The following is a 26,227-nucleotide window of genomic DNA, read 5'->3' on the forward strand; positions in this document are numbered from 1 at the left end:
GCTGCCCGCCGCCCAGCGCCCGCTCTCCTTCAGGGCTTGCAGATGCCGCAGGGCGCATACCCCTGGTCGATCAATTCCTGCCGGGAGCCGGTGTAGTCCCGGCGGTTGGCATCGCTCATGGAGGCTGCTCCGGAACAGTCGGGGAAATGGAACTTCATGGAGCTGGTGTTGAGCACATAGGTGCCCTGCTCCTCCTCCGAGCCGCTGGTAGTCTGAGCGGGGGCGGAGGGCTGGGGGACCTCCTCCCCGCTGAGGGCGCTGAGGCCGGTGGCGTAGTCGATGGTGACGCCGGGCTGCACGTTATAGGCGTACACGCAGAAGGTGACCCCTTCCCCGCTGTCCTCCACGCTGTAGCCCTCCATCAGCACCCCGGAGGCCACCAGATTGTCCCCCTCAAAGACGGGGGTCACCCGGTAGAGCACATGGTTGTCGGTCTCCTTCACATAGTCGGCCACCATGTTCTCAAAGGGCAGCATCCCGTCCACGTTTAAGTACCGGGTGCCGGTGATGAGGTTCTTGTTGTTGGCGTTCTCGCCGGTGAGCTGGAAGCCGATCAGGTGGCAGCGGTTGTACAGGTACTTGCCGTCCACGCAGTCGTACTTCACCGTCTGCCAGCCGGTGGGCTTCACCTGGCCGATGCTGCCCCGGTCCTCGGTGGGCATCAGGTCGGTGCCCACGCAGGCGTAGGCCACCCCGCACCGGCCCAACTCGTCCAGGTCGCTGTAGGACTCAAAGGAGTTGGTGGTGTAGTCCTCCTCTGTAAAGTAAGGAACGTTGTCATTGACCGCCACATAGGGATCGCCGCTATAGGCGGGCAGATCGGACAGGCCATGGACCTCACCCGTCTGGTCGGCCTGCCGGCACCCTGTCAGCAGGCTGCACAGCATGATCAGGGACAGAAGAGCGGCAGAAATTCGTTTCATCTGGTATAGACCTCCTTGGTCAGGGTTTTGTGGGAGGAGCCGGAAAAATCGGCGGCGGAGACCAGCCGGAACCCTGCCGCCGCCGGGTCAAAATCCAGATGCTGATCGGCGGGATAGGTCCGGTTCCATCTGTAAAGGAGAATCCCCTCCACCCTGTCCAGCACCTGGGCCAGAGGGGGAAACTCGGCAAAGCAGACCTCCCCCGCTCCCGCCCGGAGCAGAAAGTCCTCCGCCGGGCGCAGGTTTGCAGGGGCGGGGGCGAACTGTTTGGCGGTGTAGGGGCTGACCCACAGGGGCCCCTCCCCCGCCGCCGTCAGTAAATCGGCCCGCAGCAGCCGGTCCATGCTCTGTCGGCGGCCGTTGAAGGCCATGCCGTTTTTGTCGTCCACGCACAGCGCCAGGATCATGGCGGTCCCCCCTTCTAAAAAGGCGGAGAGCGGAGCCGGGCTCCGCTCTCCGTTTGTGTGGCTTGGCTTACTGCACGCCGGTGAGGGCGCGCATGACGGTGTAGGTCTGCTGATCCAGACCCTTCTTCATCTGCAGGGCCTCGTGGATGTCGTAGTCCACATAGGACTCGCCGTCCATGGCCACCACCCGGCAGCTCTTGCCCTCGGCCAGCAGCCGCACGGCCTCATAACCCATGTAGGTGGCCGCCACCCGGTCCCGGAGGGAGGGCGCGCCGCCCCGCTGGACGTGGCCCAGGATGGTCACCCGGGTGTCCAGGGCGGTGGCCTCGTGGATGTGCTGGGCGATGTCGTAGGCGCCGCCCTTCACGCCCTCGGCCACGATGATCATGAAGTGGGTGCGGCCAGCCAGCCGGGCCCGGCGGATGGGCTCGATCAGGTCCTCCTCGTAGTTGACCACCTGCTCGGGCACCACCACGGCGGTGGCGCCGCAGGCCACGCCCACGTTGAGGGCCACATGGCCGGCGTGACGGCCCATGACCTCCACCACGGAGCAGCGCTCGTGGGACTGCATGGTGTCCCGCAGCTTGTCGATGGACTCCAGGGCGGTGTTGCAGGCGGTGTCAAAACCGATGGTGTAAGTAGAGCAGGCGATGTCGTTGTCGATGGTGCCGGGGATGCCGATGACGCTCAGGCCCTTGTCGGCCAGGGTGAGCAGGCCCCGGAAGGTGCCGTCGCCGCCGATGCCCACCAGGGCGTCCAGCCCCAGCAGCTTGCAGGTGGCGGCGGCCCGCTCCCGGCCCACCTCGGACTTAAAGTCCTCGCTGCGGGCGGAGTAGAGCATGGTGCCGCCCCGGCGGGACAGACCGCTGACGCTGTCGAAGTCCAGGGGGATAAAATCGCCGTTGATCAGGCCGTGATAGCCACGGCGGATGCCGATACACTCAATACCCATATGGACGGCGGTACGAACCACCGAACGGATGGCCGCGTTCATGCCGGGGGCGTCACCGCCGCTGGTAAATACGCCAATGCGCCGAACTGCCTTTTCCATCACAATTTCCTCCTTGTTTTTCCCGTGATCCCTTGGTTTATACCTTCAGCTCCGCGGTCTTGCCCTCCAGAGCGTGGGGATAGCGCTGAAAGACCGGCTCCACCGCCTCCGTCAGGAACTCCTCCACCTGCTCCGGGCAGCGGCCGATGTAGCGGCCCGGCTCCAGATGGGCGGTGAGCTCCTCCCGGCTGAGCAGGTCGAAGGCCGGGTCCGCGGCGATGAGGTCGATCAGGTTGTTGGGCAGGCCCAGGTCCTTCACGTTGGCCCCCGCCTGCTGGCTGAGCACGCGGATGCGCTCGTGGAGGTCCTGCCGGTTGCCCCCCTTCTTGACGGCGTCCATCAGGATGTTCTCGCTGGCCATGAAGGGCAGCTCCTCCAGAACGTGCTTCTCAATGACCTTCTCATGGACCACCAGGCCGTCGGCCACGTTGGCCCAGATGTTGAGGATGGCGTCCACCGCCAGGAAGGCCTCGGGCACGGAAAGGCGCTTGTTGGCCGAGTCGTCCAGGGTGCGCTCAAACCACTGGCCGGCGGCGGTGATGGCGGGGTTGACCGCGTCGGCCATCACATAGCGGGCCAGGGCGCAGATGCGCTCACAGCGCATGGGATTGCGCTTGTAGGGCATGGCGGAGGAGCCGATCTGGCTCTTCTCAAAGGGCTCCTCCACCTCCTTCAGGTGGCACAGCAGCCGCAGGTCGGTGGCGAATTTGCTGGCACTCTGGGCGATGGAGGACAGGGTGGAGAGCACCTGATAATCCGTCTTGCGGGAGTAGGTCTGCCCCGATACCGGCACAGTGGCCTCAAAGCCCATCTCGGCGGCGATCCTGCGGTCCAGCTGACGGCATTTCTCATGGTCGCCGTCGAAGAGCTCCAGGAAGGAGGCCTGGGTGCCGGTGGTGCCCTTGCACCCCAGCAGCTTCAGAGAGGCGATGCGGTACTCCACGTCACTGAGGTCCAGCAGCAGCTCGTTCATCCACAGGGTGGCCCGCTTGCCCACGGTGACCAGTTGGGCGGGCTGGAAGTGGGTAAAGCCCAGGGTGGGCAGGGCCTTGTACCGCCGGGCAAAGGCGGCCAGCTTGTCCAGCACCCGCACGATCTCGTCCCGGACGAGGCACAGGCCCTCCCGCATGAGGATCACGTCGGTGTTGTCCCCCACATAGCAGCTGGTGGCCCCCAGGTGGATGATGGGCATGGCCTTGGGGCAGGCGTCGCCGTAGGTGTGGACGTGGGCCATCACGTCGTGGCGCAGCTTCTTTTCGTACTGGGCGGCCTTGTCGTAGTCGATGTCGGTGATATGAGCCTCCAGCTCCTCTACCTGCTGGGCGGTCACCGGCAGGCCCAACTCCATCTCGGCCCGGGCCAGGGCCACCCACAGCCGCCGCCAGGTGGTAAACTTCTTGTCCGGGGAGAAGATATACTGCATCCGGTCACTGGCGTAGCGGGAGGAGAGGGGACTTTCATAGCGAGCGTGATCCATGCCAAAAACCTCTTTTTTGTAAAATCAACTTTATATAGTATACAATAAAAAGCCTGCCGCCACAAGAAAAACTTCCTGGTGCGGTAAGGCGCTCCATTTCCGGTTTTTGAAAGGGATCGGCGGACAAAACGCAAAGCGGAGCCGCCGCATACCGCGGCAGCTCCGCTTTTGCCGTCAGCGGACGGGCAGCTGGATCTGATAGCCGCCCCACCGGACACAGGCCACCTGTTCCAGATCCAGGGGGGCGTCAAAGACCTGCACCGCGCAGCCGTTCCCGTCGGGCGCGCTCCCTTTCAGAGCGGTGACGGCCCTCCCGTCCTTGAGCACCACTTCCAGAGGTCCCGCACCCGGCTCCACCCTGGGGTCGTTGGGCTGGGTGGCGGTATAGCGGGCGGTAAGGCTCAGGGGGGTGAGGGTCATTTCCTCCAGGGTAATGGTAAAGCCGTAGGTTTCGTCGGTCCAGGTCAGCCCGGCTACGTCCAGCTCCAGGCTGGGCCCCTGATCCGGCGTCCCCAGGTTCAGAGGGAAGTCGCCCTCAAAGATGGAGGTATAGTCCTTGTCCGGCGTCTGGAGCCACAGCCCGTGGAGGGTAAGCATCAGGGGCTGGCCGCCGCTGAAGACGGTGCCGTCCGGGTGGGAGGCCAGCCACAGCACCAGGTCCTTTTCGTTGTCGGTGGGGTCGTCGTCAGGCAGCACGTCCAGGGAGGAGGTGTAGTCCAGCCTGGCGCCGTCAGCCGCCGTCAGGGAGAGGAAGTGCTCCTGTTCTGGGCTAAACAGCTGATAGCAGCCCTCCTCCTCGGTGTAGTCGGGCAGAACCACCCCCTCCGGGGCCTGGATATGCAGGCGCAGATAGCAGAATTGCCGGTCCGCCAGGATGGCCACCGGGGTGATGGTGGCTCCGTTGCTGGTGACCCCCGTCCCCAGGGCGGTCCCCATCTGGTCCGCCGCCTCCAGCTGGGCGGAGGTGAGGGGCTGGGCGTCGTCGGCAAAGTAGTCCCGGAACATCTCCCCCGCCCCCAGGACGCGGCTTACCGCCAGGGCGGACACGGTGAGGGCCGCCGCCACGGCGGCCGCCGTCAGCAGCCGCACCGGCAGCCGGTGCGGTTTGGTCTTTTTGTTTGTCATGCGTTTCATGGTCATCTCCCTGATCCGGGACGAGGAATAGGGGGTTTCTTCGTCCAGGTCCAGGGGCTGGGGCCGGTAGTCCTCCAGCAGGTCGAACCAGTCACCCTTCATGTACATATCCCTCCCTCGTCAACTGTTCCTTCAGCTTCATTCGTCCCCGCCGCAGCTTGGTCTTGACGGTGGACAGGTTCAGATCCATCCGGCGGGCGATCTCCGGCATGGTCTGGGCGTAGTAGTAATAGCGGAGAAAGATCTCCCGCTCCTGATCGGGCAGGGCGTCCACCGCCGCCCGCACCAGCCGCCCCTCCTCCGCCCGGGCCAGCTGATCCGCCGGGTCGGCCTGACCGGGAATCTCCAGGGCCTCCCCCTCCAGGGGCAGGGTCCGCCCCACCTGACGCAGCCTGTTGCGGGCCTTGTGCCGGGCCACGGCGGCCAGCCATACCTTGATCTGACCGGGCCGCAGGTCCTCCGCCTGGTCCCAGGCGGCCAGAAACACGTCGGACACCACTTCTTCCCCGTCCTCCGGCGGCATGGCGCGGCCCAGAATATGCCACACCACCGCGGAGACATAGGGCAGATAGGCGTCCATCAGCTTCTCCAGCCCCGCCGGGTCTCCCGCCCGCAGCTGTCTGATGATGGTCGTCTCTCTCATAGGGTCACTCCTTCGGGAAGTGGAAAGCGCTTTCGTCTATCATATCACAGCAGAGGCCGGAAAAGTTTCAGTGGTTTTGGTTGACAACTGTCTACCATTGTGCTATGCTCCAATCAGAAGAGGTAGACAACTGTACACCAATGGAGGGATGCCCTATGAAGATCCACCTGTCCGACGGCGAATGGAAGCTGATGGACCGCCTGTGGGAGGACGGTCCGGCCACCATCACCCAGCTGACCCACGCGCTGGAGGGGGAGACCGGCTGGTCCAAGCATACCATCATCACCATGCTCTCCCGGCTGGAGGCCAAGGGAGCGGTGACCCACCATGAGGAGGGCCGGGCCAAGGAGTACACCCCCCTGCTCCCCCGCCAGCAGGCGGAGGAGACCGCCACCCGCCACTTTCTGGACAAGGTATACGGCGGCAGCCTGGGGCTGATGATGAGCGCCCTGGTGGACAGCCGGGCTTTGACCCAGGAGGACATTGACCAGCTCTCCGCCATTCTGGAGCAGGCAAAGGAGGAGTCGTCATGAAAGAAGTGGTCCTCACCGCGTCGGTGCTGATTTTAGCCCTGATCCTGTTCCGGTTTCTCTTCCGCACCGCCATCCCCCGCCGGGTGCAGTACGCCCTGTGGGCGCTGGTGCTGGTGCGGCTGCTGGTGCCGGTGCAGCTGCCCGCCCTGCCCGTTGTTTCGGTGCTGGATGTGAGCCGGCAGGCCGGGCAGCAGCTCACCGCCGTACTGGAGCGGCCGGTGGAGGTCCCCACCCAACCAGCCGCCGAACCGATTCCGGACAACACCCAGACCCAGGTGATCCAGAACATCCCCACCGCCGGAGAGAGCAGCGCCGCCCTCCCCGCCCCCACCGTCTCCCTGGCCCAGGTGCTGGACGTGGTGTGGAAGGTGGGTATGGCCGCTATGGCCGCCTTCTTCCTCCTTGCCAACCTGCGGTTCCGGCGGAGGCTGCGAAAGAGCCGGGTCCCCTTCCGGGCGGAGGGCTGTCCCCTGCCGGTGTATCTCAGCGACCGGCTCTCCTCCCCCTGTCTGGTGGGACTGGTGCGGCCCGCCATTTACCTGACCCCCGCCGCCGTCCAGTCGGACCGTCTGGACTATGTGCTCCTCCATGAGCGCACCCACGCCAAGCATCTGGACTCCCTGTGGGCCCTGCTGCGGTGCGTGTGTCTCACCGTCTACTGGTTCCACCCCCTGGTGTGGGCGGCGGCGATCCTGTCCCGCGCCGACTGCGAGCTGGCCTGTGACGAGGGGGCCATGGCGGCGCTGGACCACAGCGGGCGGCTGGCCTATGGCCGCACGTTGCTGGCCCTGGTGCCGGTGCGGGGCAAACCGACCAATCCTCTGCTGGCCGCCACCACCATGACCTCCGGCAAGCGGCAGATGAAGGACCGCATCACCCGCATCGCCCACCAGAAGCGTCCCATCCTGGCCGCCGTGCTGGCGGCGGTGGTGCTGGCAGGTCTGGCGGCGGCCTGTACCTTCTCCGGACCCCGGACCGCCGTATATGAGGACGGGATCTTCACCCTGTCCCTTTCCGACCTGTCCCCCTACTCCGCCCCTGCCGTGCCCCAAAATCCCACCATCGAGCAGCACTTCGACCTGGACTCCTATGTTGAGCGCGGCGAAACCCCACCCTGGACCATGCGGGAGGGTCCCAGAAGCGAGAACGCCGGCGCCATGCTCTTCCTACAGCGCAAGCAGTCCGGCAGCATGGATGGGCTGCAGGAGACCTACCAGCTGTTTTACTACCTGGACCTGATGGGCACCGACGGTTTCATCACCTCCTATCCCGGCGTGCCGTCGGAGCGGCAGGATGAATGGTTCTACGACCTGTTTGCCGTGGACGAGGAAGGAAACCGTTCCCTGCTGGCGGAGACCTACGGCAGCGCCGGCGGTCAGCTGCTGACCCAGGACCTGAACGGGGACGGGAAGGAGGAGCTGATCACCGACCGGCAGCTCCTGCTCCAGTGGGAGGATACCCTCTACGCCGTGAACTACGCCGACCTGCTGACCCAGCGCTGGCCCGCCTTCCGCACTCTGGAGGGGGCCAGACTGTCCGCCAGAGGCAGCTGTATCCTGCTTTCCGGCACGACGGAGGATGAAACCGGCACGATCACCTCCTTCCTGCGTACCCTCACCTTCAGCGGGGACACCCTCACGGTGGACCAGCCTGCCGCCGGGACCGGGGAACCTGTCGCCGTTCCACTGGAGGAGCTGACGGTGTATGAAGAGCTCAGCGACCCCCAGCCCGAGCCTTGGAGGGAGTCCATTCGGTTCGGCGCCAAGTTCGACGACCCGTTCTACTTCGGCCTCTACACCCTGAAGGACGGCACCTGTGTTCCCCGGATCACCCTGGAGAACGATGACGTGGTGCCCTCCTTTGACCGTCTCCCCCTGGGGGTCGTGTCCGGCAACCGGTGGCTGGACGACTTCCCCGCCCTGCTGGGCTACCAGGGCCTGCTGGCGGGCTGGAGCAATGACTCCAAGGAGGTCAACTGGACCATCGACCTGTACCGCTGGAACCAGGAGGAGGGTCTGGTCCGCTTCCTGCGGGCAGAGAGCACTCTCCGGGGAAATGTCAGCATGGTGGACCTGAACGGGGACGGGGACTGCGAGCTGATCACCGACAAGCAGCTCTTCTTCCGCCGGGACGGGACCATCTACACCGTCACCTATGCGGACTTTTTAAAGGAGCACTGGCCCGCCTTCCGCAGTCTGGACACCGCCGCCGCCGATCCCCTGGAGGGCTGCGTGGTGCTGGCGGGCACCTGCGCCGACGAAAACGGCCAGACCGTCTCCTTCTTCCGGCGGCTCTATCTGGAGGACTCCGGTCTGATCCTGGGGGATTGACCCCAATGAGAAAAGGCGGACGGCCATATGGCCGTCCGCCTCTTTGCGTCTCGATGAAACGCCCTATGTCTCCCGCCAGCCCCCCAGCACATGGAGGTACCGGATATCCCGGAAGGCATAATTGCTCAAAGGCTTCCGGTCCACGTCGTAGGAGTGGGCGGCCACCAGGGTATTGCGCAGGGTGGGCCGTGCCCCTACCTGGACCACCACGGCGGTATGGGTAAACACGTCCCCCTGGGGGCTGAACTGGACCAGATCCCCCGGCAGCAGCAGGTCCAGACCGGTTTCCACGGCATAGGGGCCGGGGCGGACCTGGATCTGGGTCAGGTAGCGGTAGAGAAACTCCACTCCGGTCCAGGCCGGGGCCTTGTTGTTGGCGTCCAGGTAGTACCAGCCATAGTCCGGGGTGTAGTCCATCACCCCAATGCCGGCATACAGGCACTGGGAAGCGAAGCTGGTGCAGTCGCCCCCCACCTCCTCATAGTCGTAATAGGCCGGGTTGCGGCCAAAGGCCCAGCGGTGGGCGTAGCGCACGGCGGCACGGCGGTCGTATGGAACAGGCTCCCACATAACAGTTCTCTCCCTTCCCGCCATTCTATGCGGCAGCGGGTCAGGGCGCAAAAAAAGGAGAGGGTCTCCCCTCTCCTTTTTGGATGCGTGATTGGATCAGGCCTTGCCGTCGCAGCCCAGGACGTTGATGAGCTTGTGCTTCACCAGCTCCTTGATGGCGGCACGGGCGGGCTTCAGGTACTCACGAGGATCGAACTTGTCAGGATGCTCGTGGAAGAACTGACGGATGGTGCCGGTCATGGCCAGGCGCAGGTCGGAGTCGATGTTGATCTTACACACAGCGCCCCGGGCGGCCTGACGCAGCTGCTCCTCGGGGATACCCACAGCGTCGGGCATCTTACCGCCATTCTCGTTGACCATCTTCACGAACTCCTGAGGCACGGAAGAGGAGCCATGGAGTACGATGGGGAAGCCGGGCAGACGGCGTACGACCTCGTCCAGGATGTCGAAGCGCAGGGGCGGGGGAACCAGTTCGCCCTTCTCATTGCGGGTGCACTGAGCGGCGGTGAACTTGTAAGCGCCGTGGCTGGTGCCGATGGCGATGGCCAGGGAGTCACAGCCGGTCTTGGCCACGAACTCCTCCACCTCCTCGGGGCGGGTGTAGTGGGAGTCCTCGGCGGAAACCTGGACCTCGTCCTCCACGCCGGCCAGCGCGCCCAGCTCGGCCTCGACGACGACGCCGTGATCGTGGGCGTACTCCACCACCTTCTTGGTGATCTCAATATTCTCGGCGAAAGGCTTGGAAGAGGCGTCGATCATGACGGAGGTAAAGCCGCCGTCGATGCAGCTCTTGCAGGTCTCGAAGCTGTCGCCGTGGTCCAGGTGCAGGCAGATGGGCAGACCGGTCTCGATGATGGCGGCCTCCACCAGCTTGACCAGGTAGGTGTGGTTGGCGTAGGCGCGGGCGCCCTTGGACACCTGAAGGATCAGGGGAGCGTTGACTTCCTTGGCAGCTTCGGTGATGCCCTGGACAATCTCCATGTTATTGACATTGAAGGCGCCGATGGCGTAGCCGCCGTTGTAGGCCTTCTGGAACATTTCCTTGGTAGTTACGAGAGGCATAGTTGTCATCTCCTTTTCTTGATGCACCATGATTTTAACAGGTCTCCTTGATAATTTCAAGAGGACGTGGTATGATATTCCCGCAAAATCTAAATTTGTAAAAAATTTTTCATTCAACAGGAGGCAACTTTCATGAGTGAACTGAGAGGCGCTTGCATCATCGGCCAGTCCGGCGGCCCCACCGCCGTCATCAACGCCAGCGCTCTGGGCGTGATCCGCACCGCCCTGGACACCGACTGCATCACCCGAGTGCTGGGCGCCGCCCACGGCATCAAGGGCGTGCTGGACGACAAGCTGTACGATATGGGCCAGGAGGACGCCGCCGAGCTGGATCTGCTCAAGTACACCCCCTCCTCCGCTCTGGGCTCCTGCCGCTATAAGCTGGCCGACCCCGACAAGGACGATACTGATTACAAGCGTATCCTTCAGATCTTCCAGAAGTACGACGTGCGCTACTTCTTCTATAACGGCGGCAACGACTCCATGGATACCTGCAACAAGATCTCCAAGTATATGCAGAAGGTGGGCTATGAATGCCGCATCATGGGCGTGCCCAAGACCATCGACAACGACCTGAACGGCACCGACCACTGCCCCGGCTTCGCTTCCGCCGCCAAGTATATCGCCACCTCCTGCGCCGAGGTGTGGCAGGACGCCCATGTCTATGACACCGGCATGGTCACCGTCATTGAGATCATGGGCCGTCACGCCGGCTGGCTGGCCGGCTCCGCCGCCCTGGCTTCCGTGGCCGGCTGCGGCCCCGACCTGGTCTACCTGCCCGAGACCGACTTCGACATGGACCAGTTCGTCAAGGACGTGACCGACATCTACAACAAGACCGGCAAGTGCATGGTTGCCGTGTCCGAGGGCATCCACTACGCCGACGGCCGCTTCGTCTCCGAGGCCGAGACCTCCGCCACCGATGGCTTCGGCCACGCGCAGCTGGGCGGCCTGGCCGTTAAGCTGGCCGACATCATCAAGAACAAGACCGGCGCCAAGGTGCGCGGCATCGAGCTGTCCCTGCTGCAGCGCTGCGGCTCTCACGTGGGCTCCAAGACCGACATCGACGAGGCCTTCCTGGCGGGTAAGACCGCCGTGGAGGCCGCTGTGGCCGGCACCACCGACAAGATGGTGGCCTTCCAGTGTACCCGCGACGGCGGCTACAAGTGCGAGACCGTACTGCAGCCCCTGGACATCGTGGCCAACTTCGAGAAGAAGGTGCCCCGCGAGTGGATTAACGAGGCCGGCAACGGCGTCAATCAGGCGTTCATCGACTACGTCCTGCCTCTCATCCAGGGCGAGGCCAACGGCCCCAAGGAGCACTCCCTGCCCCGCTTTGCCCGCCTGAAGAAGGTCCTTACCACCGAGATGTAAGTAAAACACTAAAAAGGAGCCGTTCCCACCACGGGTACGGCTCCTTTTTGTATGCCGGGAAAAAGAAGAGGCGGCACTGCCGCCTCTTCCCTGTTTTCGTCAGATTTTGGCGCAGATGAGATCGCCCATCTGCCTGGTGCCGATGGGGGTGACACCCGGCTCGGCGATGTCGGCGGTGCGCCAGCCCTCGGCCAGCACCGCGTCCACGGCGGCTTCCACCGCGTCGGCCTCGGCGGCCAGGCGGAAGGAGTAGCGGAACATCATGGCCACCGACAGGATGGTGGCGATGGGATTGGCCTTGTCCTGGCCGGCGATGTCGGGGGCGGAGCCGTGGATGGGCTCGTAGAGGCCGGGGGCGGTGTCGCCGATGGAGGCGGAGGGCAGCAGGCCGATGGAGCCGGTGACCATGGAGGCCTCGTCGGACAGGATGTCGCCGAACATATTCTCGGTGACCACCACGTCGAACTGGCCGGGGTCCCGGACCAGCTGCATGGCGCAGTTGTCCACCAGCACGTCCTCGTACTGCACGTCGGAATACTCCTCCGCCAGCCGGTGCATGACGCTCCGCCACAGCCGGGAGGTCTCCAGCACGTTGGCCTTGTCCACGCTGGACACCTTCTTCCGGCGGAGCCGGGCCAGCTCGAAGGCCCGGCGGCCGATGCGCTCGATTTCCTGCTCGGAGTAAGCCATCCGGTCGGCGGCTTCCATGCCACGATCCTCGGTCTGGTACTTCTCCCGCTGGCCGAAGTAGATGCCGCCGGTGAGTTCCCGGACCATCATCAGGTCAATGCCCTTCTCGGTGGTCTCCTTCTTCAGGGGGCAGGCGTCGGCCATAGCGGGCCGCAGGGCGGCGGGGCGCAGGTTGGCGTACAGGCCCAGGTCCTTGCGGATGGCCAGCAGAGCGGTCTCGGGCCGCTGCTCGGCGGGCTTGTCGGAGCCCCACTTGGGGCCGCCCACAGCGCCCAGCAGCACGGCGTCGCAGGCTTTGCACTTCTCGGCGGTGCCGTCGGGGTAGCTCTTCCCCACCGCGTCGGTGGCGCAGCCGCCCAGCAGCACGTCCTCATAGGTAAAGCTGTGGCCGAAACGTTTGCCCACGGCCTCCAGCACCTTGACGGCCTCGCCCACTACCTCGGGGCCGATGCCGTCGCCCCGGATCAAAGCAATTTTGTAATTCATTTCGCCACACCTCGCGCTTTCAGGGAGTTGAGCAGTCCGCCGGCCTGGATGATGTTGTCCACGAAGGCCGGGAAGGGGGCGGCCTGCCAGGTCTTGCCCTGAGTCTCGTCGGTGATGGTGCCGGTGGCGAAGTCCACGCTGACGGTGTCCCCCGCCTGGATGGCGGCGGCGGCCTCGGGGCTCTCCATGATGGGCAGGCCGATGTTGATGGCGTTGCGGTAGAAGATGCGGGCAAAGGAGGGGGCGATGACGCACTTCACGCCGCAGGCCTTGATGGACAGGGGCGCGTGCTCCCGGGAGGAGCCGCAGCCAAAGTTGGCCCCGGCCACAATGATGTCGCCCTGCTCCACAGTGGAGGCGAAGCTGGCGTCGATGTCCTCCATGCAGTGGGAGGCCAGGGATTTTTCGTCGGGGGCGTTGAGGTACCGGGCGGGAATGATCACGTCGGTATCCACGTTGTCGCCGTACTTATATACTTTCATGCCTGAAAACCTCCTTACAGCTTCCGGGGATCGGCTACGCAGCCCGCCACCGCGGAAGCGGCGGCCACGGCAGGGTTGGCCAGAATGATCTCGGAGGACACGGGGCCCATGCGGCCCACGAAGTTGCGGTTGGTGGTGGAGATGGCCCGCTCGTTGTCGGAGAGCACGCCCATGTGGCCGCCCAGGCAGGGGCCGCAGGTGGGGGTGGACACGGCGCAGCCCGCCTCGATGAAGGTCTGGATCAGGCCCTCGGCCATGGCGTCCAGGGTGATCTGCTGGGTGGCGGGGATGACGATGCAGCGCACCCCGTCGGCCACCTTGCGGCCCTTGAGCACCGCCGCGGCCTGCCGCAGGTCGTCCAGACGGCCGTTGGTGCAGGAGCCGATGACCACCTGGTCGATGTGGGTGCCCTCCACCTGGTCGATGGTGCGGGTGTTGGAGGGCAGATGGGGCAGGGCCACCGTGGGCTGGAGGGTGTTCAGGTCAATGACGATCTCCTGCTCGTACTCGGCGTCGGGGTCGGCCTCCACCGCTTCCCACTCACGGGTGACCCGGCCCTTCAGGTAGGCACGGGTCTTGTCGTCCACTGGGAAGATGCCGTTCTTGGCGCCCGCCTCGATGGCCATGTTGGCGATGGTGAAGCGGTCGTCCATGGACAGCTCCCCTACCCCTTCCCCGGCAAACTCCAGGGACTTGTACAGGGCGCCGTCCACGCCGATCATGCCGATCAGGTGGAGGATCACGTCCTTACCGGACACATAGGGCTGGAACTTACCGGTGAGGGTGACCTTGATGGCGGCGGGCACCTTGAACCAGGCAAGGCCGGTGGCCATGCCGGCGGCCATATCGGTGGAGCCCACGCCGGTGGAAAACATACCCACCGCGCCGTAGGTACAGGTGTGGGAGTCGGCGCCGATCATGCACTCACCGGGGGCGGTGAGGCCCTTTTCGGGCAGCAGGGCGTGCTCCACACCCATGCAGCCCACGTCATAGAAGTGGGTGATGTTGAATTCCCTGGCAAATTCCCGGGCCTGGGCGCACAGCTGGGCGGACTTGATGTCCTTGCAGGGGGTGGAGTGGTCCAGCACCAGGGCGATTTTATCCTTATCAAATACCTGAGTCAGTCCCGCCTTGCGGAACTCGGTGATGGCGACGGGCGCGGTGATGTCGTTGCCCAGCACCAGGTCCAGCTTGGCCTCCACCAGCTGGCCGGGTACCACCTGGTCCAGTCCGGCGTGGCGGGCCAGGATCTTTTGGGTCATGGTCATTCCCATACGAGGGCGCCTCCTTATTTCTTGTTGGTATCAGCATACCATACCCCCTTGCCAGAAGAATGTAAACCATGCTACAATCTTACTGTAAGGGCAGGGCTTGTCCCCGTCCGCCCGAAAGGAGGAAACCGCCATGCTGCGCAACATCTGGACGCCCCTGGCCGACGGCCAGCCCATCCTGCACAAGGAGCCGGGAGAGCTGGTCTATCTCCAGGACACCCGGGCGGAATGCTTTTATTATATTGTATCGGGCACCGCCAAGTGCTTCATCAGCTCCCCCGAGGGGGAGGAACGTATCCTCACCCTCCCCCACGCCGGCGAGCTGATGGGCGAGGCCGCCTTCTTTGACGGCCAGCCCCGGGTGTCCTCCGCCATGGCGGTGACCCGCTGCCAGCTGGTGGCGGTGAACCGGCGGCGGCTGGAGCAGGTCTTTGCCGCCCACCCCGACCTGGCCATCGCCATGCTGGAGGACCTGGCCCGCCGTGTGCGGATGCTGTCCGGCCATGTGGACGGGGACTTTCTCCAGGCGGACAAGCGCATTGCCCGCCACCTGCTTTCCATCCTGCCCTGGCCGGAAGATACGGTGCGCTGCACCCATGAGGAGATCGGCTCCTCCGTGGGGGTGAGCCGGGTGACGGTAAGCCGGGTGCTGGGCGAGTTCGACAAAAAGGGCTGGATCAAGACGGGCTACAAGAGCCTGAAGCTGACAGACCGCCGGGGGCTGGAGGGCTTTTTGCGGGATGGAATGTGAACCCTGAATTTTTCATGATTTCCCCTGTACATTTCTGGCAGAAGCCGGTATAATAGACTGTCTATGAAACACGAAAAAACCCGATTTATGGGGAGGAATTGGATTTGTTCACCATCAAGAGCTACGTGTTCCCCGAGACTTTGGAGGAAGCCGACGAGCTGCTCCAGCGGGACACCCGGACCAGCGTTATCCTGGGTGGCTGCTGCTGGCTGAAAATGGGCCGCCGCCGCATTGGCCGCGCCATTGACCTGACCCGGCTGGGCCTGGACCAGATCGAGGTGAAGGACGGCTGGCTGGAGCTGGGGGCCTCGGTCACCCTCCATCAGTTGGAGACCCACCCCGCCGTCACCTCCCGCTTTGACGGCATCCTGGGAGACTGTGTATCCCACATCGTGGGCGTGCCCTTCCGCAACTGCGCCACTGTGGGAGGCTCCGTGTTCTCCCGGTTCGGCTTCTCCGACCTGACCTGCGCCCTGCTGGCGCTGGACGCCACTGTGGTGCTCCATCGTGGCGGCGAGCTCCCCCTGGCGGAGTTCATGGCCTCCCCCATCGCCTTCGACGATATCCTGCTGAAGGTACGCATTAAGGATGACGGCCGCCGGGCCGCCTACCAGAGCGTCCGCCGCTCCACCACCGACTTCCCCACCCTGGCCGCGGCGGTAAGCTGCCTCAACGGCCAGTGGACCGTGTCGGTGGGCGCCCGTCCCGCCCGGGCGGTGCGGTGCGAAAGCGCCGCCGCCTGCCTCAACGAGGGCAAGGGGGCCGCAGCCGCCGGACAGGCCGCCGCTGAGGAGCTGACCTACGGCGCCGACCTGCGGGCCGGGGCGGACTACCGGAAGAAGCTGGCCGCCGTGCTGGTGCGCCGGGCGGCAGAGCAGTGCATGGAGGAGAACAAGGGATGAAAGTCAAGATCACCGTCAACGGGATGCTGTACAACAAGCACATCCCCAACGATATGATGCTGCTGGAGTTTCTGCGCAAGTACGGCTACGTCAGCGTGAAGCGCGGCTGCGACACCAGCAACTGCGGCCTGTGTACCGTGTGGGTGGAGGGCAAGCCGGTGCTGTCCTGCTCCTACCCCGCCGCCCGGGCCGATGGCCTCCATGTCACCACTCTGGAGGGCGTGAAGGAGGAGGCCGCCTCCTTCGGCCGTTATATGACCGCCCAGGGCGCCGAGCAGTGCGGCTATTGCAGCCCCGGCTTCATCATGGCGGTACTGGCCATGCGCCGTGAGCTCACCGATCCCACCGAGGAGGAGATCGCGGGCTATCTGGCGGGCAACCTGTGCCGCTGCTCCGGCTACGCCGGACAGACCCGTGCCCTGCGGGCCTGGCTCCGTGACAAGCCCTGGGAGAAGGAGGGTCAGGCATGAATCTGAAATTCGTCAATCAGGCCATCCCCAAGCTGGACGGCGCCGCCCTCACCGGCGGCAAGGGCGTGTACACCGAGGACATGGTGCCCCGTGACTGCCTGGTGGTGCAGGTGCTCCGCAGCCCCCACGCCCACGCCCGCATCAAGTCCATCCGCAAGGATGCCGCCAGCCGGGTGCCTGGCATTTCCTGCATCCTGACCTGGGAGGACGTGCCCCAGATCCGCTACACCCTGGCCGGCCAGTCCTACCCGGAGCCCTCCCCCTACGACCGCTACATCCTGGAGCGCACCGTCCGCTATGTGGGCGACCCGGTGGCCATCGTGGCCGGCCGGGACAAGGATTGCGTGGCCAAGGCCATGGGCATGATCCAGGTGAAGTATGACATTCTGGAGCCGGTGCTGGACTTTGAGACCGCTCTGGACAACCCCATTATCGTCCATTCGGAGGAGGACTACTTCCATCACTTCGACATCGGCGGCGACCAGAAGCGCAACCTGGTGTCCAGCGGCTGCGATTCTGACGGCGACGTGGATGCCGCCATGGCCGCCTGCGACGTGGTGGTGGAGGGTACCTACTACACCAAGGCCAACGCCCAGGCCATGATGGAGACCTTCCGCACCTACACCTATCTGGACCACAACCGGCGGCTCAACGTGGTGTCCTCCACCCAGGTGCCCTTCCACTGCCGCCGCACCATCGCCCATGCTCTGGGCCTGCCCAAGAACATGGTGCGGGTGGTGAAGCCCCGCATCGGCGGCGGCTTCGGGGCCAAGCAGACCCTGGTCAGCGAGCTCTTCCCCGCCCTGGTCACCCTGCGTACCGGCAAGCCCGCCAAGATCGTGTACACCCGGAAGGAGTCCTTCCAGGCCTCCAACAGCCGCCACCAGATGCGGGTCCACGTCAAAGTGGGCGCCATGAAGGACGGCACCATCAAGGCGGTGGATATGCACGCCCTGTCCAACGCCGGCGCCTACGGCGAGCACGCCTCCACCACCATCGGACTGGTGGGCCACAAGAGCATCCCCCTCTACGCCCGGCAGGCCGCCTTCCGCTTCTCCTGGGACGTGGTGTACACCAACACCATGGCCGCCGGCGCCTTCCGCGGTTACGGCGCCACCCAGGGCTGCTTTGCCATGGAGTCCGCCATGAACGAGCTGGCGGAGAAGCTGAACATGGACCCCGCCCGGCTGCGGCTTATGAACCTGCCCCATATGGGGGAAACCATGGCCGCCTACTACAACGAGCCCCTCACCAGCTGCAAGCTGCCCCAGTGCATGGAGCGGGGCATGGAGATGATCGGCTGGAAGGAGAAATACCCCTGCGTCAAGGTGGACGACCACCGTGTCCGGGGCGTGGGCATGGCGGTGACCATGCAGGGCTCCGGCATCTCTGCCATCGACACCGCGTCGGTGACCATCAAGCTCAACGACGACGGCTACTACACCCTGATGATCGGCGCCACCGACATGGGTACCGGCTGCGACACCATCCTGGCACAGATGGCCGCTGAGATTCTCAACTGCCCCATGGATCGCATCACCGTGGACGGGGTGGATACCGACCACTCCCCCTTCGATACCGGCTCCTACGCCTCCAGCACCACCTACGTCACCGGCATGGCTGTGGTGAAGGCCTGCACCGAGCTCAACGAGAAGATCGCCGCCGAGGGGGCCCGCCGCCTGAACATCCACCCCGAGCGGGCGGAGTTTGACGGGAACAAGGTGTACGACCGCACCAATCCCGAGACCTCCATCACCCTGGACAAGCTGGCCCAGGACCTGGTGGTGGGCGAGGGCACCCAGTGGCTCACCGCCAGCGCCAGCCACTGCAGCCCCACCTCTCCCCCGCCCTTCATGGCGGGCTTTGCCGAGGTGGAGGTGGATCTGGAGACCGGCGAGACCAAGGTTGTGGACTATGTAGGCGTGGTGGACTGCGGCACCGTCATCAACAAGAACCTGGCCCGGGTCCAGGCCGAGGGTGGCATCGCCCAGGGCATCGGCATGGCCCTGCTGGAGGACATCAACTACGACCCCAAGGGCCAGATGGTCAACTCCACCTTCATGACCTACAAGATCCCCAGCCGCACCGACCTGCCGGAGATCCGGGTGGAGTTTGAGGAGAGCTACGAGCCCAACGGCCCCTTCGGCGCCAAATCCATCGGCGAGGTGGTCATCAACACCCCCTCCCCCGCTATCGCCCAGGCGGTATACAACGCCACCGGCGTGCGGGTGCGCTCCCTGCCTATCACCGCAGAGAAGATCCTCATGGGTATGGAACACTGAACCAAAGACGCAAAAAACCGCTGCAATCCTTATGGGATTGCAGCGGTTTTTCTGTTGTACTCAATGCACGGCGATGGACTGGGCAATGTCTTCAAAGTCGTTGTCATAGTCGCCGGAGACGCTGGTAAAGGTGATCACATCCGTAAAGTTTTTGCCGAACAGATAATACTGGGTACCCACCATCTCCACTCCGTTCAGATCGACGTCATAGGAGCAGATGATGGCGTCAACACCGTCCACCTTGGTTTTCTCAAAGGACCGCATCCCATTGTAACCGTTGAAGGAGGTGCTGTAATAGTTGTCGATCCTGTCGGCATCGTAGTTACCAATGCTATCCGCTCCGCTTTTTAGGATGTTGATATTGTCGGTCCGCTCCGGGTAGTCAGGGCAGTAGATGATGGGGAAGGAACCGCTCTCGTCCACCTCATAGCCCTCCGGCAGCTCTATGGACACATGGTCATAGGTGTAGATATTTCCCACAAGGCCGTCACCGCCGGAGCAGCCCGCCAGCGCCACCAGGCACACCAGCATGGCAGCTACCACACACATGGTACGTCGTTTCATTGGTATCTCCCCTTTTTCTCTTTCTGGGTCCTCTCTGGCTGTTATGATACAACATTTTCCAATTCAAAGCAAGACATACCGCCCATCCTCCTGCTTTTTCTTACAGAATGATACAGATCAGCCCGCCGGAGCCCTCGTTGATGATGCGCTGGAGGGTCTCCTGTAATTTCGAGCGGGCGTCCTCCGGCATCCGCTTGAGCTTGCCGTTGAGGTCCTCGCTGACCAGCTCGTGGAAGGACTTGCCGAAGATGTTGGACTGCCAGATGGCCTTGGTGTCCCCCTCGAATTCCTGAAGCAGGAAGTTGACCATCTCCTCGCTCTGCTTCTCGTTGCCCACGATGGGAGAGACTTCGGTCTCGATGTCGGCCCGGATCATATGGATGGAGGGGGCCGAGGCCTTGAGGCGTACCCCGTACCGGCCTCCCTGCCGGACGATCTCCGGCTCCTCCAGCACCAGCTCGTCGGTGCCGGGCACCACAATGCCGTAGCCGGTGGTCCGTACCTCCTCCAAAGCGCCCGCCACCTTGTCATACTCGGCCTTGATCCGGGACAGGCGGCTCAAAAGTTCCAGCAGGTCCCCGTCGTCGTGGATGGTGAAGCCGGACTGCTGGGACAGGGTATCGTAGAACAGGCTCCGGGGCAGTTCCAGGTCGGCAGCGGCCAGACCGGTGCCCAGATTCATGGTGGTGACCTGGGCACGGCTCACCGTGTCGCACTCCCCCATGGCGGCTACCGTGCTCTCCACGTCCCGGATGCGGCGCATCCCCTTGGCGCTCTCCCGGATAGCGGCGTACAGGCCGTGTTTGATAGGGTGGTCCCAGGGCAGGGCATCCACCCAGGGGGGCAGGAACAGGTCCAGCTCCTTCACCGGGAACTCGTACAGCACCCCCTTGATGATGCCGGTCACCGCCTCCTCCTCCAGCTCCAGGCAGTTGACGCACACGCAGGTCACGTCGTACCGGGAGGCGATGTCCGCCCGGATGGCCTGGGCCCGCTCCGACCGGGGCTGGGCGGAGTTGAGCACCACCAGGAAGGGCTTGCCCAGCTCCTTCAGCTCGGTGATGACCCGCTCCTCCGCCTCCAGGTAGTCCTCCCGTGGAATGTCGGTGACGGTGCCGTCGGTGGTGAGCACAATGCCGATGGTGGAATGCTCGGCAATGACCTTCCGGGTGCCGATCTCGGCGGCCTCCGTCATGGGGATGGGCTCGGGGAACCAGGGTGTGGTCACCATCCGGGGCACATCGTCCTCCAGGGAGCCCACCGCCCCGGGCACCAGATAGCCCACGCAGTCGATGAGCCGTACCTTGAAGGTGGCCCCGCTGTCCATGGTGACCTCCACCGCCTCCTCGGGGACGAATTTTGGTTCGGCGGTCATGATGGTGCGGCCCGAGCCGCTCTGGGGCAGCTCATCCTTGGCCCGCTCCCGGCGGTAGACGTTCTCGATGCCCGGGATGACCATGGTCTCCATGAACCGCTTGATGAACGTGGATTTTCCAGTCCGCACCGGCCCCACCACGCCGATATAGATATCCCCCTCGGTCCGCAGGGCGATATCCTCATAGAGCTTGCGTTGTTCCACTGGCAATTCCTCCTTCGGCCATGTTAAGCCGGCGTTTTCTCTACATAGGTATGGGGATAAGCCGTGGAATATGCCTGGAGGCGGGTCCGCCGTGCAGACAGCAAAAGAGCGCGCCGAAGCGCGCTCTTTTGGCAGAAACCTGGATTACAGCTGGTTGGCGAAATCCATGGGGACGTAGGTCAGGCCGTCCTTGGCATAGCAGTAGTGGGTCAGCTCGATGTCGTCGCCGCCCGCCACCTTGCAGGTGTAGCTCTCCAGGGTGAGAGTGTAGGTGGTGGTGCCCTTGGTGAGGGTGACGGTGCTGTCGGCGCCGTTCCAGGTGACGGTATAGCCCTTGGCCTCGGCCACCTCACGCACCGGCACGTCGGCCAGGAAGGTTGTGGGAGTCTTGCCGGAGGCCAGGCCGGTGTTGTGCATCATGGTGGTGAGCAGCTTGGCGTACAGGTTATCGGACAGCTTCATCTCATGCTCGGCCATGTCAATGCCCAGCTGGGTGACGTAGGCGTCGCCGGCGGCCCGGCTCTCCTGGTACTTGGCCATGACGATGGGGGTCTGCTCCAGCATGGTCTGGTACATCAGGCCCTCCTGCAGCTTCCAGAAGTCCTTCACGCCCTGGCCGTACAGGGTACGGTCCTGCTCGGCGATGGTGCAGATGCGCTTGAACATCCAGAAAGCACCGGCGGGATCATAGGTGTCCCCGTCCACCTTGTAGGCATCGGCGGTGTCGGTGATGCCGGAGAAGAAGGGAATGAACACGGAGTGCTCGGCGTTGCCCAGGGCCAGCCAGTCGATGGAGGAGCAGTGGGCGGGCCACTCGGGGAAGGTCTGGAGGATATGGATCTGGGAGGAGCGCTCGGTGCCGATGACACGATTCTCCTCCTGGCCGGGCAGGGTCACATCCAGGGGGGTGTCCTCATAGCGGCTGCGGTAGATGTCCATGACGGTGAGGACATTCACCTTCTCATCGGGGCTGTAGAACAGCGGATAGAAGGTGTTGGTGTCGTACTCGCCCACCTGGGAGGGGGCCAGGATCTTCATGCCCATCCAGTTACGCATATTGTTGTAGTCCTCGCGGGTATTGTTGGTGACGCTCTTGGCCAGATGGTAGAGCTCCCCCTCCTTCACCGCCAGACCCAGCTGGTCAATGAGGGCAAACAGGCCGTCGGAGTAGATGTAGCCATCCTCGGGGGTGGCCTTGGGGTCCACCAGGCCGATCATGTTCTGGTTGCCGAAGACCGCCACCTTGTCGTCGGGCATCTTCATGGCGCAGTACTGATGGCCGCCGTAGATCTCCACGATCCAGGCTTCCTTCTGGTCGGTGATCATGACGGTGTTGCCCTCTTCGGAGCCGTACTGGTCCACATAGCCCAGCAGCACGTCCACGGCCTCACGGGCGTTGGTGGACACGGCGGCCACGGAAGCGGCCAGAATGGCCTCACGCAGGCCGGGCTCCACGAAGGGGTCGGCCTTCTCCCAGGCCTCGCAGGTGGAGGTGGACACGGTGGCGGAAATGCTCACGCCGTACTCATTGGTGCAGGAGCCGGGGTACATACCGTCGTCGCCCCGGGTGTAGTCAGGCACATAGGTGTACTTGTAGGTGGTATCCGGCAGAGGGATCTTGAAGCCGGTGGCGGTGTCCTCGATGCAGCGGCCGGGCACGTTCTCCACCCGGGGCTGCACCCGGAACATCTTGTTGTAGTCGCCCTGGCCCTGATCCTCGCTGCGGGCGATGAGATAGGTCCCCTGATCGCTGACGTCCTTGCCCACATAGACGCCGGTGCAGGCCAGCGCGCTGGTGCTCAGCAGCACAGTGCCCGCCAGCGCCGCGGACAGGATGCGAAAGGACTTTTTCATGGTCGTACACATCTCCTTATTTTGTGATTGTGGTACGGGGTCGCGGAAAAATGGCCTCCCTTCTCTCCAACGGATTCCGGATGTTTCCGGTCCTAAACAAATAGTTGCACAAAAGAAACGCTTTGTCAACGCAGTTAATTGTAAACTCCTCCAGTTCGTGACAAAAAAGCGGGCGCTCCCACAAATTTTGTGAGAGCGCCCGCTAGGGCTTACTGCATGGACTCCACAATGGCGTCGGCCAGGGCTTCCAGTTCAGCGGCCTTGTCGGCCAGGAGGGCGGAGGCGATGGACAGCCGGTCATTGAGAACGGTCATGTTCTTCAGCTCCTCATCCACGAACTTCTGCATCAGGTCGCCGGATTTGGGGGCCCAGGAACCGTTTTCCACGATGGCGAAGGTGCGGTTCTGGAGGTTGAGCCCCTTCAGGTGCATGAGATAGTCGTGCATCACGGGGTAGATGCCCAGGTTATAGGTGACGCTGGCCAGCACGATGTGGCTCAGCCGGAAGGACTCGCTGACCAGGTAGGACACATGGGTGTTGGACACGTCGTACACCCACACGTTGGTGACGCCCTTCTCGCACAGCCTGGCGGCCAGGGCCTGGGCGGCGGCCTCGGTGTTGCCGTACATGGAGGCGTAGGCGATCATGACGCCCTTCTCCTCCGGCTCGTAGCGGCTCCACTTGTCGTACTTGTCGATGAAGTAGCCCAGGTCCTTCCGCCATACGGGACCATGGAGGGGGCAGATGTACTTGATCTGGTCCAGAATGCCGCCGGCCTTCTTCAGCAGCAGCTGGATGTGGGGGCCGTACTTGCCCACGATGTTGGTGAGGTAACGGCGGGCGTCGTCGATCCAGTCCCGGTCAAAGTTGACCTCGTCGGCGAACAGCTTGCCATCCAGGGCGCCGAAGGAACCGAAGGCGTCGGCGGAAAAGAGCACGCCGTTGGTGGTGTCGAAGGTGACCATGGCCTCGGGCCAGTGGACCATGGGGGCGGCCACGAAGGTGACGGTGTGCTTGCCGAAGGTCTGGGTGTCCCCCTCCTTCACCTCGATGAGCTCATGGCCGTCGATCTGGAAGCCGAACTGGCGCATGAAGAGGAAGGACTTCTCGGTGGAGATCACCTTCACATCGGGCCAGCGCAGCAGGATCTCCTCGATGGAGGCTCCGTGGTCAGGCTCCATGTGGTTGATGACCAGGTAGTCCAGGGGCCGCTCCCCCAGCAGATGCTCCACGTTCTCCAGCAGCTGGCGGCAGGCGGACCAGTCCACGGTGTCGAAGAGGACGGTCTTTTCGTCCAGCAGCAGATAGGCGTTGTAGCTGACGCCCCGGGGAATGGGATGGATGTTTTCAAACAGGTGGAGCCGGTGGTCGTTGGCCCCCACCCAGTACAGATCTTCCGTCACATTGCGGACACAATACATGGTATTCCCTCCTTCTTACTCAGGCTTCAATGAACATGTCTTTCTTTTCCGCGCACTCGGGGCACACCCACTCCTCGGGCAGGTTTTCAAACAGGGTGCCGGGAGCCACCTCGGCGTCGGGGTCGCCCAGCTCGGGCACGTACTCGTAGCCGCAGCCGCCGCAGACGTACCGCTTGCCGATGGGCTCGGGCTTGGGAGGCGCAGGGCGCTTCATCTTCACCATGGGAGGCGCGGGCTGCTTCTCCCCGGTGTCCAGGGCGGCGGCCAGCAGGGGCAGGATCTCGTTGACATCGCCCACAATGCCGTAGTCGCAGTTCTTGAAGATGGGGGCGTTGCCGTTCTTGTTGATGGCCACGATGGTGGAGGCGTCCTTGATGCCCTTCAGGTGCTGGATGGCGCCGGAGATGCCGCAGGCGATGTACAGGTTGCCCTTGAACTTCTGGCCGGACATACCCACATACCGGTCCAGGGGCACATACTTCAGGGTCTCGGCCACCGGGCGGGAGGAGCCAATGGCGGCGCCGGCGGCGCGGGCCAGGTTCTCAATGAGCTTCATGTTCTTCTTGTCCCCGATGCCCTGACCGGCGGATACCACACGCTCGGCCTGGCTGATGGGAGTATCCATGGGGATGCCCACGGTAAAGTCATGGCCGTCCTTCTTCAGGTGCTCCACCAGAGCATTGACCTGGTCGGCGGCACTCCCCTCCTTCAGCAGGATGCGCTTGCGCACGCCGGTGACGGGCGCGGGCTTCTTGGGCCGGCTGGAGGAGCCACCCTCGCTCTTGGGGGGCTTGCCCATGATGGCGGCGGAGATGACCACCCGCTGGATCTCGTTGGTGCCCTCGTAGATGGTGGTGATCTTGGCGTCCCGGTACATCCGCTCCACGTCCATACCCTTGAGGAAACCGGTGCCGCCGAAGATCTGGACGGCGTCGTTGGTGACCTCCAGGGCAATGTCGGAGGCATACATCTTGGCCATGGCGGACTCGGTGCCGTAGGGCTCATGATGTTCCTTCAGGTCGGCGGCAGAGTAGACCAGCAGCCGGGCGCAGCGGAGTTTGGTGGCCATGTCGGCCAGCTTGAAGCCGATGGACTGGTTGAAGCCGATGGGCTTGCCGAACTGGACCCGCTCCTTGGCGTACTCCACGGCGGCCTCATAGGCCCCCTGGGCGATGCCCAGGGCCTGAGCCGCGATGCCGATGCGCCCGCCGTCCAGGGTGGACATGGCGATCTTGAAGCCCTGGCCCTCCTTGCCCAGCAGGTTCTCCTTGGGCACCTTCACATCGTTGAAGATCAGCTCGGCGGTGGAGGAGGAACGAATGCCCATCTTGTCGTAGTGATCGCCGAAGGTGAAGCCCTCCCAGCCCTTCTCCACGATGAAGGCGGAAATGCCCCGGGTGCCGATGTCGGGGGTGGTCACCGCAAAGACTACATAGGTGTCCGCTTTAGGAGCGTTGGTGATGAAGATCTTTCCGCCGTTGAGGAGCCAGTGGTCCCCCTTGTCCACAGCGGTGGTCTCGGTGCCGCCGGCGTCGGAACCGGCATTGGGCTCGGTGAGGCCGAAAGCGCCGATCTTCTCACCCTTGGCCAGAGGCACCAGATACTTCTGCTTCTGCTCCTCGGTGCCGTAGGCGAAGATGGGCCAGGAGCCCAGGGACACATGGGCCGACAGGATAACGCCGGTGCCGCCGTCCACCCGGGACAGCTCCTCTACCGCAATGGCGTAACTCAGGGCGTCCAATCCTGCGCCGCCGTACTCCTTGGGATAAGGGATGCCCATCAGCCCCAGCTTCCCCAGCTTTTTGATGGCCTCATCGGGGAACAGATTCTCCTTGTCCATCAGGAATGCCTGGGGTTTCACCTCCGCCTCGGCGAAGGCCCGGATCTGGGCCCGCAGGGCCTCGTGTTGCTCCGTGGTCTTGAACAGCATGGTGTCGTCCTCCTTGTCTTTATTTTAAATCAATAATAAGA

At 63.8% G+C, this 26,227-nt stretch carries 23 protein-coding genes; 7 read left to right on the forward strand and 16 right to left on the reverse strand.

What is annotated here, in order from left to right:
- Positions 1-29: 29 nt before the first annotated feature.
- From WHJ28_RS01885 to WHJ28_RS01910, 6 genes are all read right to left on the reverse strand, one after another.
- Positions 30-923 (reverse strand): DNA/RNA non-specific endonuclease, encoded by an 894-nt coding sequence (locus WHJ28_RS01885; RefSeq protein WP_340039384.1) that lies wholly within the window; start codon positions 921-923, stop codon positions 30-32.
- Positions 920-1,330, reverse strand: a complete 411-nt coding sequence (locus WHJ28_RS01890; RefSeq protein ID WP_340039385.1) for a hypothetical protein — start codon at positions 1,328-1,330, stop codon at positions 920-922. Before WHJ28_RS01890 ends, WHJ28_RS01885 begins: the two co-directional genes overlap by 4 nt.
- Positions 1,331-1,397: 67 nt before the next feature.
- Positions 1,398-2,381 (reverse strand): ATP-dependent 6-phosphofructokinase, encoded by a 984-nt coding sequence (locus WHJ28_RS01895; protein ID WP_340039386.1) that lies wholly within the window; start codon positions 2,379-2,381, stop codon positions 1,398-1,400.
- A 37-nt stretch (positions 2,382-2,418) separates the two neighbouring features.
- Complete coding sequence (gene purB, locus WHJ28_RS01900) at positions 2,419-3,858, reverse strand: adenylosuccinate lyase (protein WP_340039387.1); 1,440 nt, start codon at positions 3,856-3,858, stop codon at positions 2,419-2,421.
- A gap of 174 nt (positions 3,859-4,032) precedes the next feature.
- Positions 4,033-5,100 (reverse strand): hypothetical protein, encoded by a 1,068-nt coding sequence (locus WHJ28_RS01905; RefSeq protein ID WP_340039388.1) that lies wholly within the window; start codon positions 5,098-5,100, stop codon positions 4,033-4,035.
- Entirely contained in the window at positions 5,084-5,635 is a 552-nt protein-coding gene (locus WHJ28_RS01910) for an RNA polymerase sigma factor (protein WP_340039389.1), read from the reverse strand. Before WHJ28_RS01910 ends, WHJ28_RS01905 begins: the two co-directional genes overlap by 17 nt.
- Before the next feature lie 155 nt (positions 5,636-5,790).
- Here WHJ28_RS01910 and WHJ28_RS01915 point away from each other — a divergent pair, with 155 nt between their 5' ends.
- On the forward strand, positions 5,791-6,168 hold the full coding sequence (locus tag WHJ28_RS01915) for a BlaI/MecI/CopY family transcriptional regulator (protein WP_087327158.1): 378 nt from the start codon (positions 5,791-5,793) through the stop codon (positions 6,166-6,168).
- Positions 6,165-8,498 carry a M56 family metallopeptidase gene (locus WHJ28_RS01920; RefSeq protein ID WP_340039391.1) on the forward strand — a complete coding sequence of 778 codons (2,334 nt, stop codon included), beginning with the start codon at positions 6,165-6,167 and terminating at the stop codon, positions 8,496-8,498. The genes WHJ28_RS01915 and WHJ28_RS01920 overlap by 4 nt, the downstream gene beginning before the upstream one ends.
- A gap of 63 nt (positions 8,499-8,561) precedes the next feature.
- Here WHJ28_RS01920 and WHJ28_RS01925 read toward each other — a convergent pair whose 3' ends face one another.
- On the reverse strand, positions 8,562-9,068 hold the full coding sequence (locus WHJ28_RS01925; RefSeq protein ID WP_340039392.1) for an amidase domain-containing protein: 507 nt from the start codon (positions 9,066-9,068) through the stop codon (positions 8,562-8,564).
- Positions 9,069-9,164: 96 nt separating this feature from the next.
- A complete protein-coding gene (fba, locus tag WHJ28_RS01930) occupies positions 9,165-10,130 on the reverse strand; it encodes a class II fructose-1,6-bisphosphate aldolase (RefSeq protein ID WP_340039394.1) in 966 nt (321 codons plus the stop codon).
- Positions 10,131-10,262: 132 nt separating this feature from the next.
- Between fba and WHJ28_RS01935 the strand changes: the two genes are divergently transcribed.
- Complete coding sequence (locus WHJ28_RS01935; RefSeq protein ID WP_340039395.1) at positions 10,263-11,504, forward strand: 6-phosphofructokinase; 1,242 nt, start codon at positions 10,263-10,265, stop codon at positions 11,502-11,504.
- 99 nt (positions 11,505-11,603) lie between these two features.
- Here WHJ28_RS01935 and leuB read toward each other — a convergent pair whose 3' ends face one another.
- Genes leuB through leuC form a run of 3 tightly spaced genes read right to left on the reverse strand, consistent with a single transcriptional unit; the run spans position 11,604 to position 14,436 of the window.
- On the reverse strand, positions 11,604-12,680 hold the full coding sequence (leuB, locus tag WHJ28_RS01940; protein WP_340039396.1) for a 3-isopropylmalate dehydrogenase: 1,077 nt from the start codon (positions 12,678-12,680) through the stop codon (positions 11,604-11,606).
- A complete protein-coding gene (locus tag WHJ28_RS01945) occupies positions 12,677-13,162 on the reverse strand; it encodes a 3-isopropylmalate dehydratase small subunit (RefSeq protein ID WP_340039397.1) in 486 nt (161 codons plus the stop codon). The genes leuB and WHJ28_RS01945 overlap by 4 nt, the downstream gene beginning before the upstream one ends.
- A 14-nt stretch (positions 13,163-13,176) precedes the next feature.
- A complete protein-coding gene (leuC, locus tag WHJ28_RS01950) occupies positions 13,177-14,436 on the reverse strand; it encodes a 3-isopropylmalate dehydratase large subunit (RefSeq protein ID WP_340039398.1) in 1,260 nt (419 codons plus the stop codon).
- A 130-nt stretch (positions 14,437-14,566) separates the two neighbouring features.
- Between leuC and WHJ28_RS01955 the strand changes: the two genes are divergently transcribed.
- The 4 genes from WHJ28_RS01955 to WHJ28_RS01970 all read left to right on the forward strand — a co-directional run bounded on the left by WHJ28_RS01955 (position 14,567) and on the right by WHJ28_RS01970 (position 18,838).
- The gene (locus WHJ28_RS01955; protein WP_340039400.1) at positions 14,567-15,184 is read left to right on the forward strand and encodes a Crp/Fnr family transcriptional regulator; all 618 of its coding nucleotides are present in this window, start codon (positions 14,567-14,569) and stop codon (positions 15,182-15,184) included.
- Between the two features lie 104 nt (positions 15,185-15,288).
- On the forward strand, positions 15,289-16,086 hold the full coding sequence (locus WHJ28_RS01960) for an FAD binding domain-containing protein (RefSeq protein ID WP_340039401.1): 798 nt from the start codon (positions 15,289-15,291) through the stop codon (positions 16,084-16,086).
- Positions 16,083-16,556, forward strand: coding sequence for a (2Fe-2S)-binding protein (locus WHJ28_RS01965; RefSeq protein ID WP_340039403.1), 474 nt, complete (start codon positions 16,083-16,085; stop codon positions 16,554-16,556). The genes WHJ28_RS01960 and WHJ28_RS01965 overlap by 4 nt, the downstream gene beginning before the upstream one ends.
- Before the next feature lie 2 nt (positions 16,557-16,558).
- Complete coding sequence (locus WHJ28_RS01970) at positions 16,559-18,838, forward strand: xanthine dehydrogenase family protein molybdopterin-binding subunit (RefSeq protein ID WP_340039480.1); 2,280 nt, start codon at positions 16,559-16,561, stop codon at positions 18,836-18,838.
- Between the two features lie 60 nt (positions 18,839-18,898).
- Here the strand turns inward: WHJ28_RS01970 and WHJ28_RS01975 are convergent, their stop codons facing one another.
- The 5 genes from WHJ28_RS01975 to WHJ28_RS01995 form a co-directional block, all read right to left on the reverse strand.
- Positions 18,899-19,402 (reverse strand): hypothetical protein, encoded by a 504-nt coding sequence (locus tag WHJ28_RS01975; RefSeq protein ID WP_340039404.1) that lies wholly within the window; start codon positions 19,400-19,402, stop codon positions 18,899-18,901.
- A 100-nt stretch (positions 19,403-19,502) separates the two neighbouring features.
- Positions 19,503-20,981, reverse strand: coding sequence for a stage IV sporulation protein A (spoIVA, locus tag WHJ28_RS01980; protein ID WP_340039406.1), 1,479 nt, complete (start codon positions 20,979-20,981; stop codon positions 19,503-19,505).
- Between the two features lie 144 nt (positions 20,982-21,125).
- Positions 21,126-22,835: a C69 family dipeptidase gene (locus tag WHJ28_RS01985; protein WP_340039407.1), complete on the reverse strand. Its 1,710-nt coding sequence runs from the start codon at positions 22,833-22,835 to the stop codon at positions 21,126-21,128.
- 209 nt (positions 22,836-23,044) lie between these two features.
- A complete protein-coding gene (locus WHJ28_RS01990; protein ID WP_340039409.1) occupies positions 23,045-24,256 on the reverse strand; it encodes an FprA family A-type flavoprotein in 1,212 nt (403 codons plus the stop codon).
- A 19-nt stretch (positions 24,257-24,275) separates the two neighbouring features.
- Positions 24,276-26,186: an acyl-CoA dehydrogenase family protein gene (locus WHJ28_RS01995; protein WP_340039410.1), complete on the reverse strand. Its 1,911-nt coding sequence runs from the start codon at positions 26,184-26,186 to the stop codon at positions 24,276-24,278.
- Between the last annotated feature and the right edge of the window lie 41 nt (positions 26,187-26,227).

Source organism: Flavonifractor porci (assembly GCF_037572415.1).
Lineage (GTDB): Bacteria > Bacillota > Clostridia > Oscillospirales > Oscillospiraceae > Flavonifractor > Flavonifractor porci.

Bases quoted from the DNA above. Each gene is read 5' to 3' on its own strand.
- WHJ28_RS01985 (WP_340039407.1), bottom strand. From the start codon at position 22,835: ATGAAAAAGTCCTTTCGCATCCTGTCCGCGGCGCTGGCGGGCACTGTG.
- WHJ28_RS01915 (WP_087327158.1), top strand. From the start codon at position 5,791: ATGAAGATCCACCTGTCCGACGGCGAATGGAAGCTGATGGACCGCCTG.
- WHJ28_RS01910 (WP_340039389.1), bottom strand. From the start codon at position 5,635: ATGAGAGAGACGACCATCATCAGACAGCTGCGGGCGGGAGACCCGGCG.
- WHJ28_RS01885 (WP_340039384.1), bottom strand. From the start codon at position 923: ATGAAACGAATTTCTGCCGCTCTTCTGTCCCTGATCATGCTGTGCAGC.
- fba (WP_340039394.1), bottom strand. From the start codon at position 10,130: ATGCCTCTCGTAACTACCAAGGAAATGTTCCAGAAGGCCTACAACGGC.
- WHJ28_RS01990 (WP_340039409.1), bottom strand. From the start codon at position 24,256: ATGTATTGTGTCCGCAATGTGACGGAAGATCTGTACTGGGTGGGGGCC.
- leuC (WP_340039398.1), bottom strand. From the start codon at position 14,436: ATGGGAATGACCATGACCCAAAAGATCCTGGCCCGCCACGCCGGACTG.
- WHJ28_RS01890 (WP_340039385.1), bottom strand. From the start codon at position 1,330: ATGATCCTGGCGCTGTGCGTGGACGACAAAAACGGCATGGCCTTCAAC.
- WHJ28_RS01925 (WP_340039392.1), bottom strand. From the start codon at position 9,068: ATGTGGGAGCCTGTTCCATACGACCGCCGTGCCGCCGTGCGCTACGCC.
- WHJ28_RS01975 (WP_340039404.1), bottom strand. From the start codon at position 19,402: ATGAAACGACGTACCATGTGTGTGGTAGCTGCCATGCTGGTGTGCCTG.
- WHJ28_RS01905 (WP_340039388.1), bottom strand. From the start codon at position 5,100: ATGTACATGAAGGGTGACTGGTTCGACCTGCTGGAGGACTACCGGCCC.
- WHJ28_RS01945 (WP_340039397.1), bottom strand. From the start codon at position 13,162: ATGAAAGTATATAAGTACGGCGACAACGTGGATACCGACGTGATCATT.
- purB (WP_340039387.1), bottom strand. From the start codon at position 3,858: ATGGATCACGCTCGCTATGAAAGTCCCCTCTCCTCCCGCTACGCCAGT.
- WHJ28_RS01920 (WP_340039391.1), top strand. From the start codon at position 6,165: ATGAAAGAAGTGGTCCTCACCGCGTCGGTGCTGATTTTAGCCCTGATC.
- WHJ28_RS01935 (WP_340039395.1), top strand. From the start codon at position 10,263: ATGAGTGAACTGAGAGGCGCTTGCATCATCGGCCAGTCCGGCGGCCCC.
- WHJ28_RS01995 (WP_340039410.1), bottom strand. From the start codon at position 26,186: ATGCTGTTCAAGACCACGGAGCAACACGAGGCCCTGCGGGCCCAGATC.
- WHJ28_RS01955 (WP_340039400.1), top strand. From the start codon at position 14,567: ATGCTGCGCAACATCTGGACGCCCCTGGCCGACGGCCAGCCCATCCTG.
- WHJ28_RS01895 (WP_340039386.1), bottom strand. From the start codon at position 2,381: ATGGAAAAGGCAGTTCGGCGCATTGGCGTATTTACCAGCGGCGGTGAC.
- WHJ28_RS01965 (WP_340039403.1), top strand. From the start codon at position 16,083: ATGAAAGTCAAGATCACCGTCAACGGGATGCTGTACAACAAGCACATC.
- leuB (WP_340039396.1), bottom strand. From the start codon at position 12,680: ATGAATTACAAAATTGCTTTGATCCGGGGCGACGGCATCGGCCCCGAG.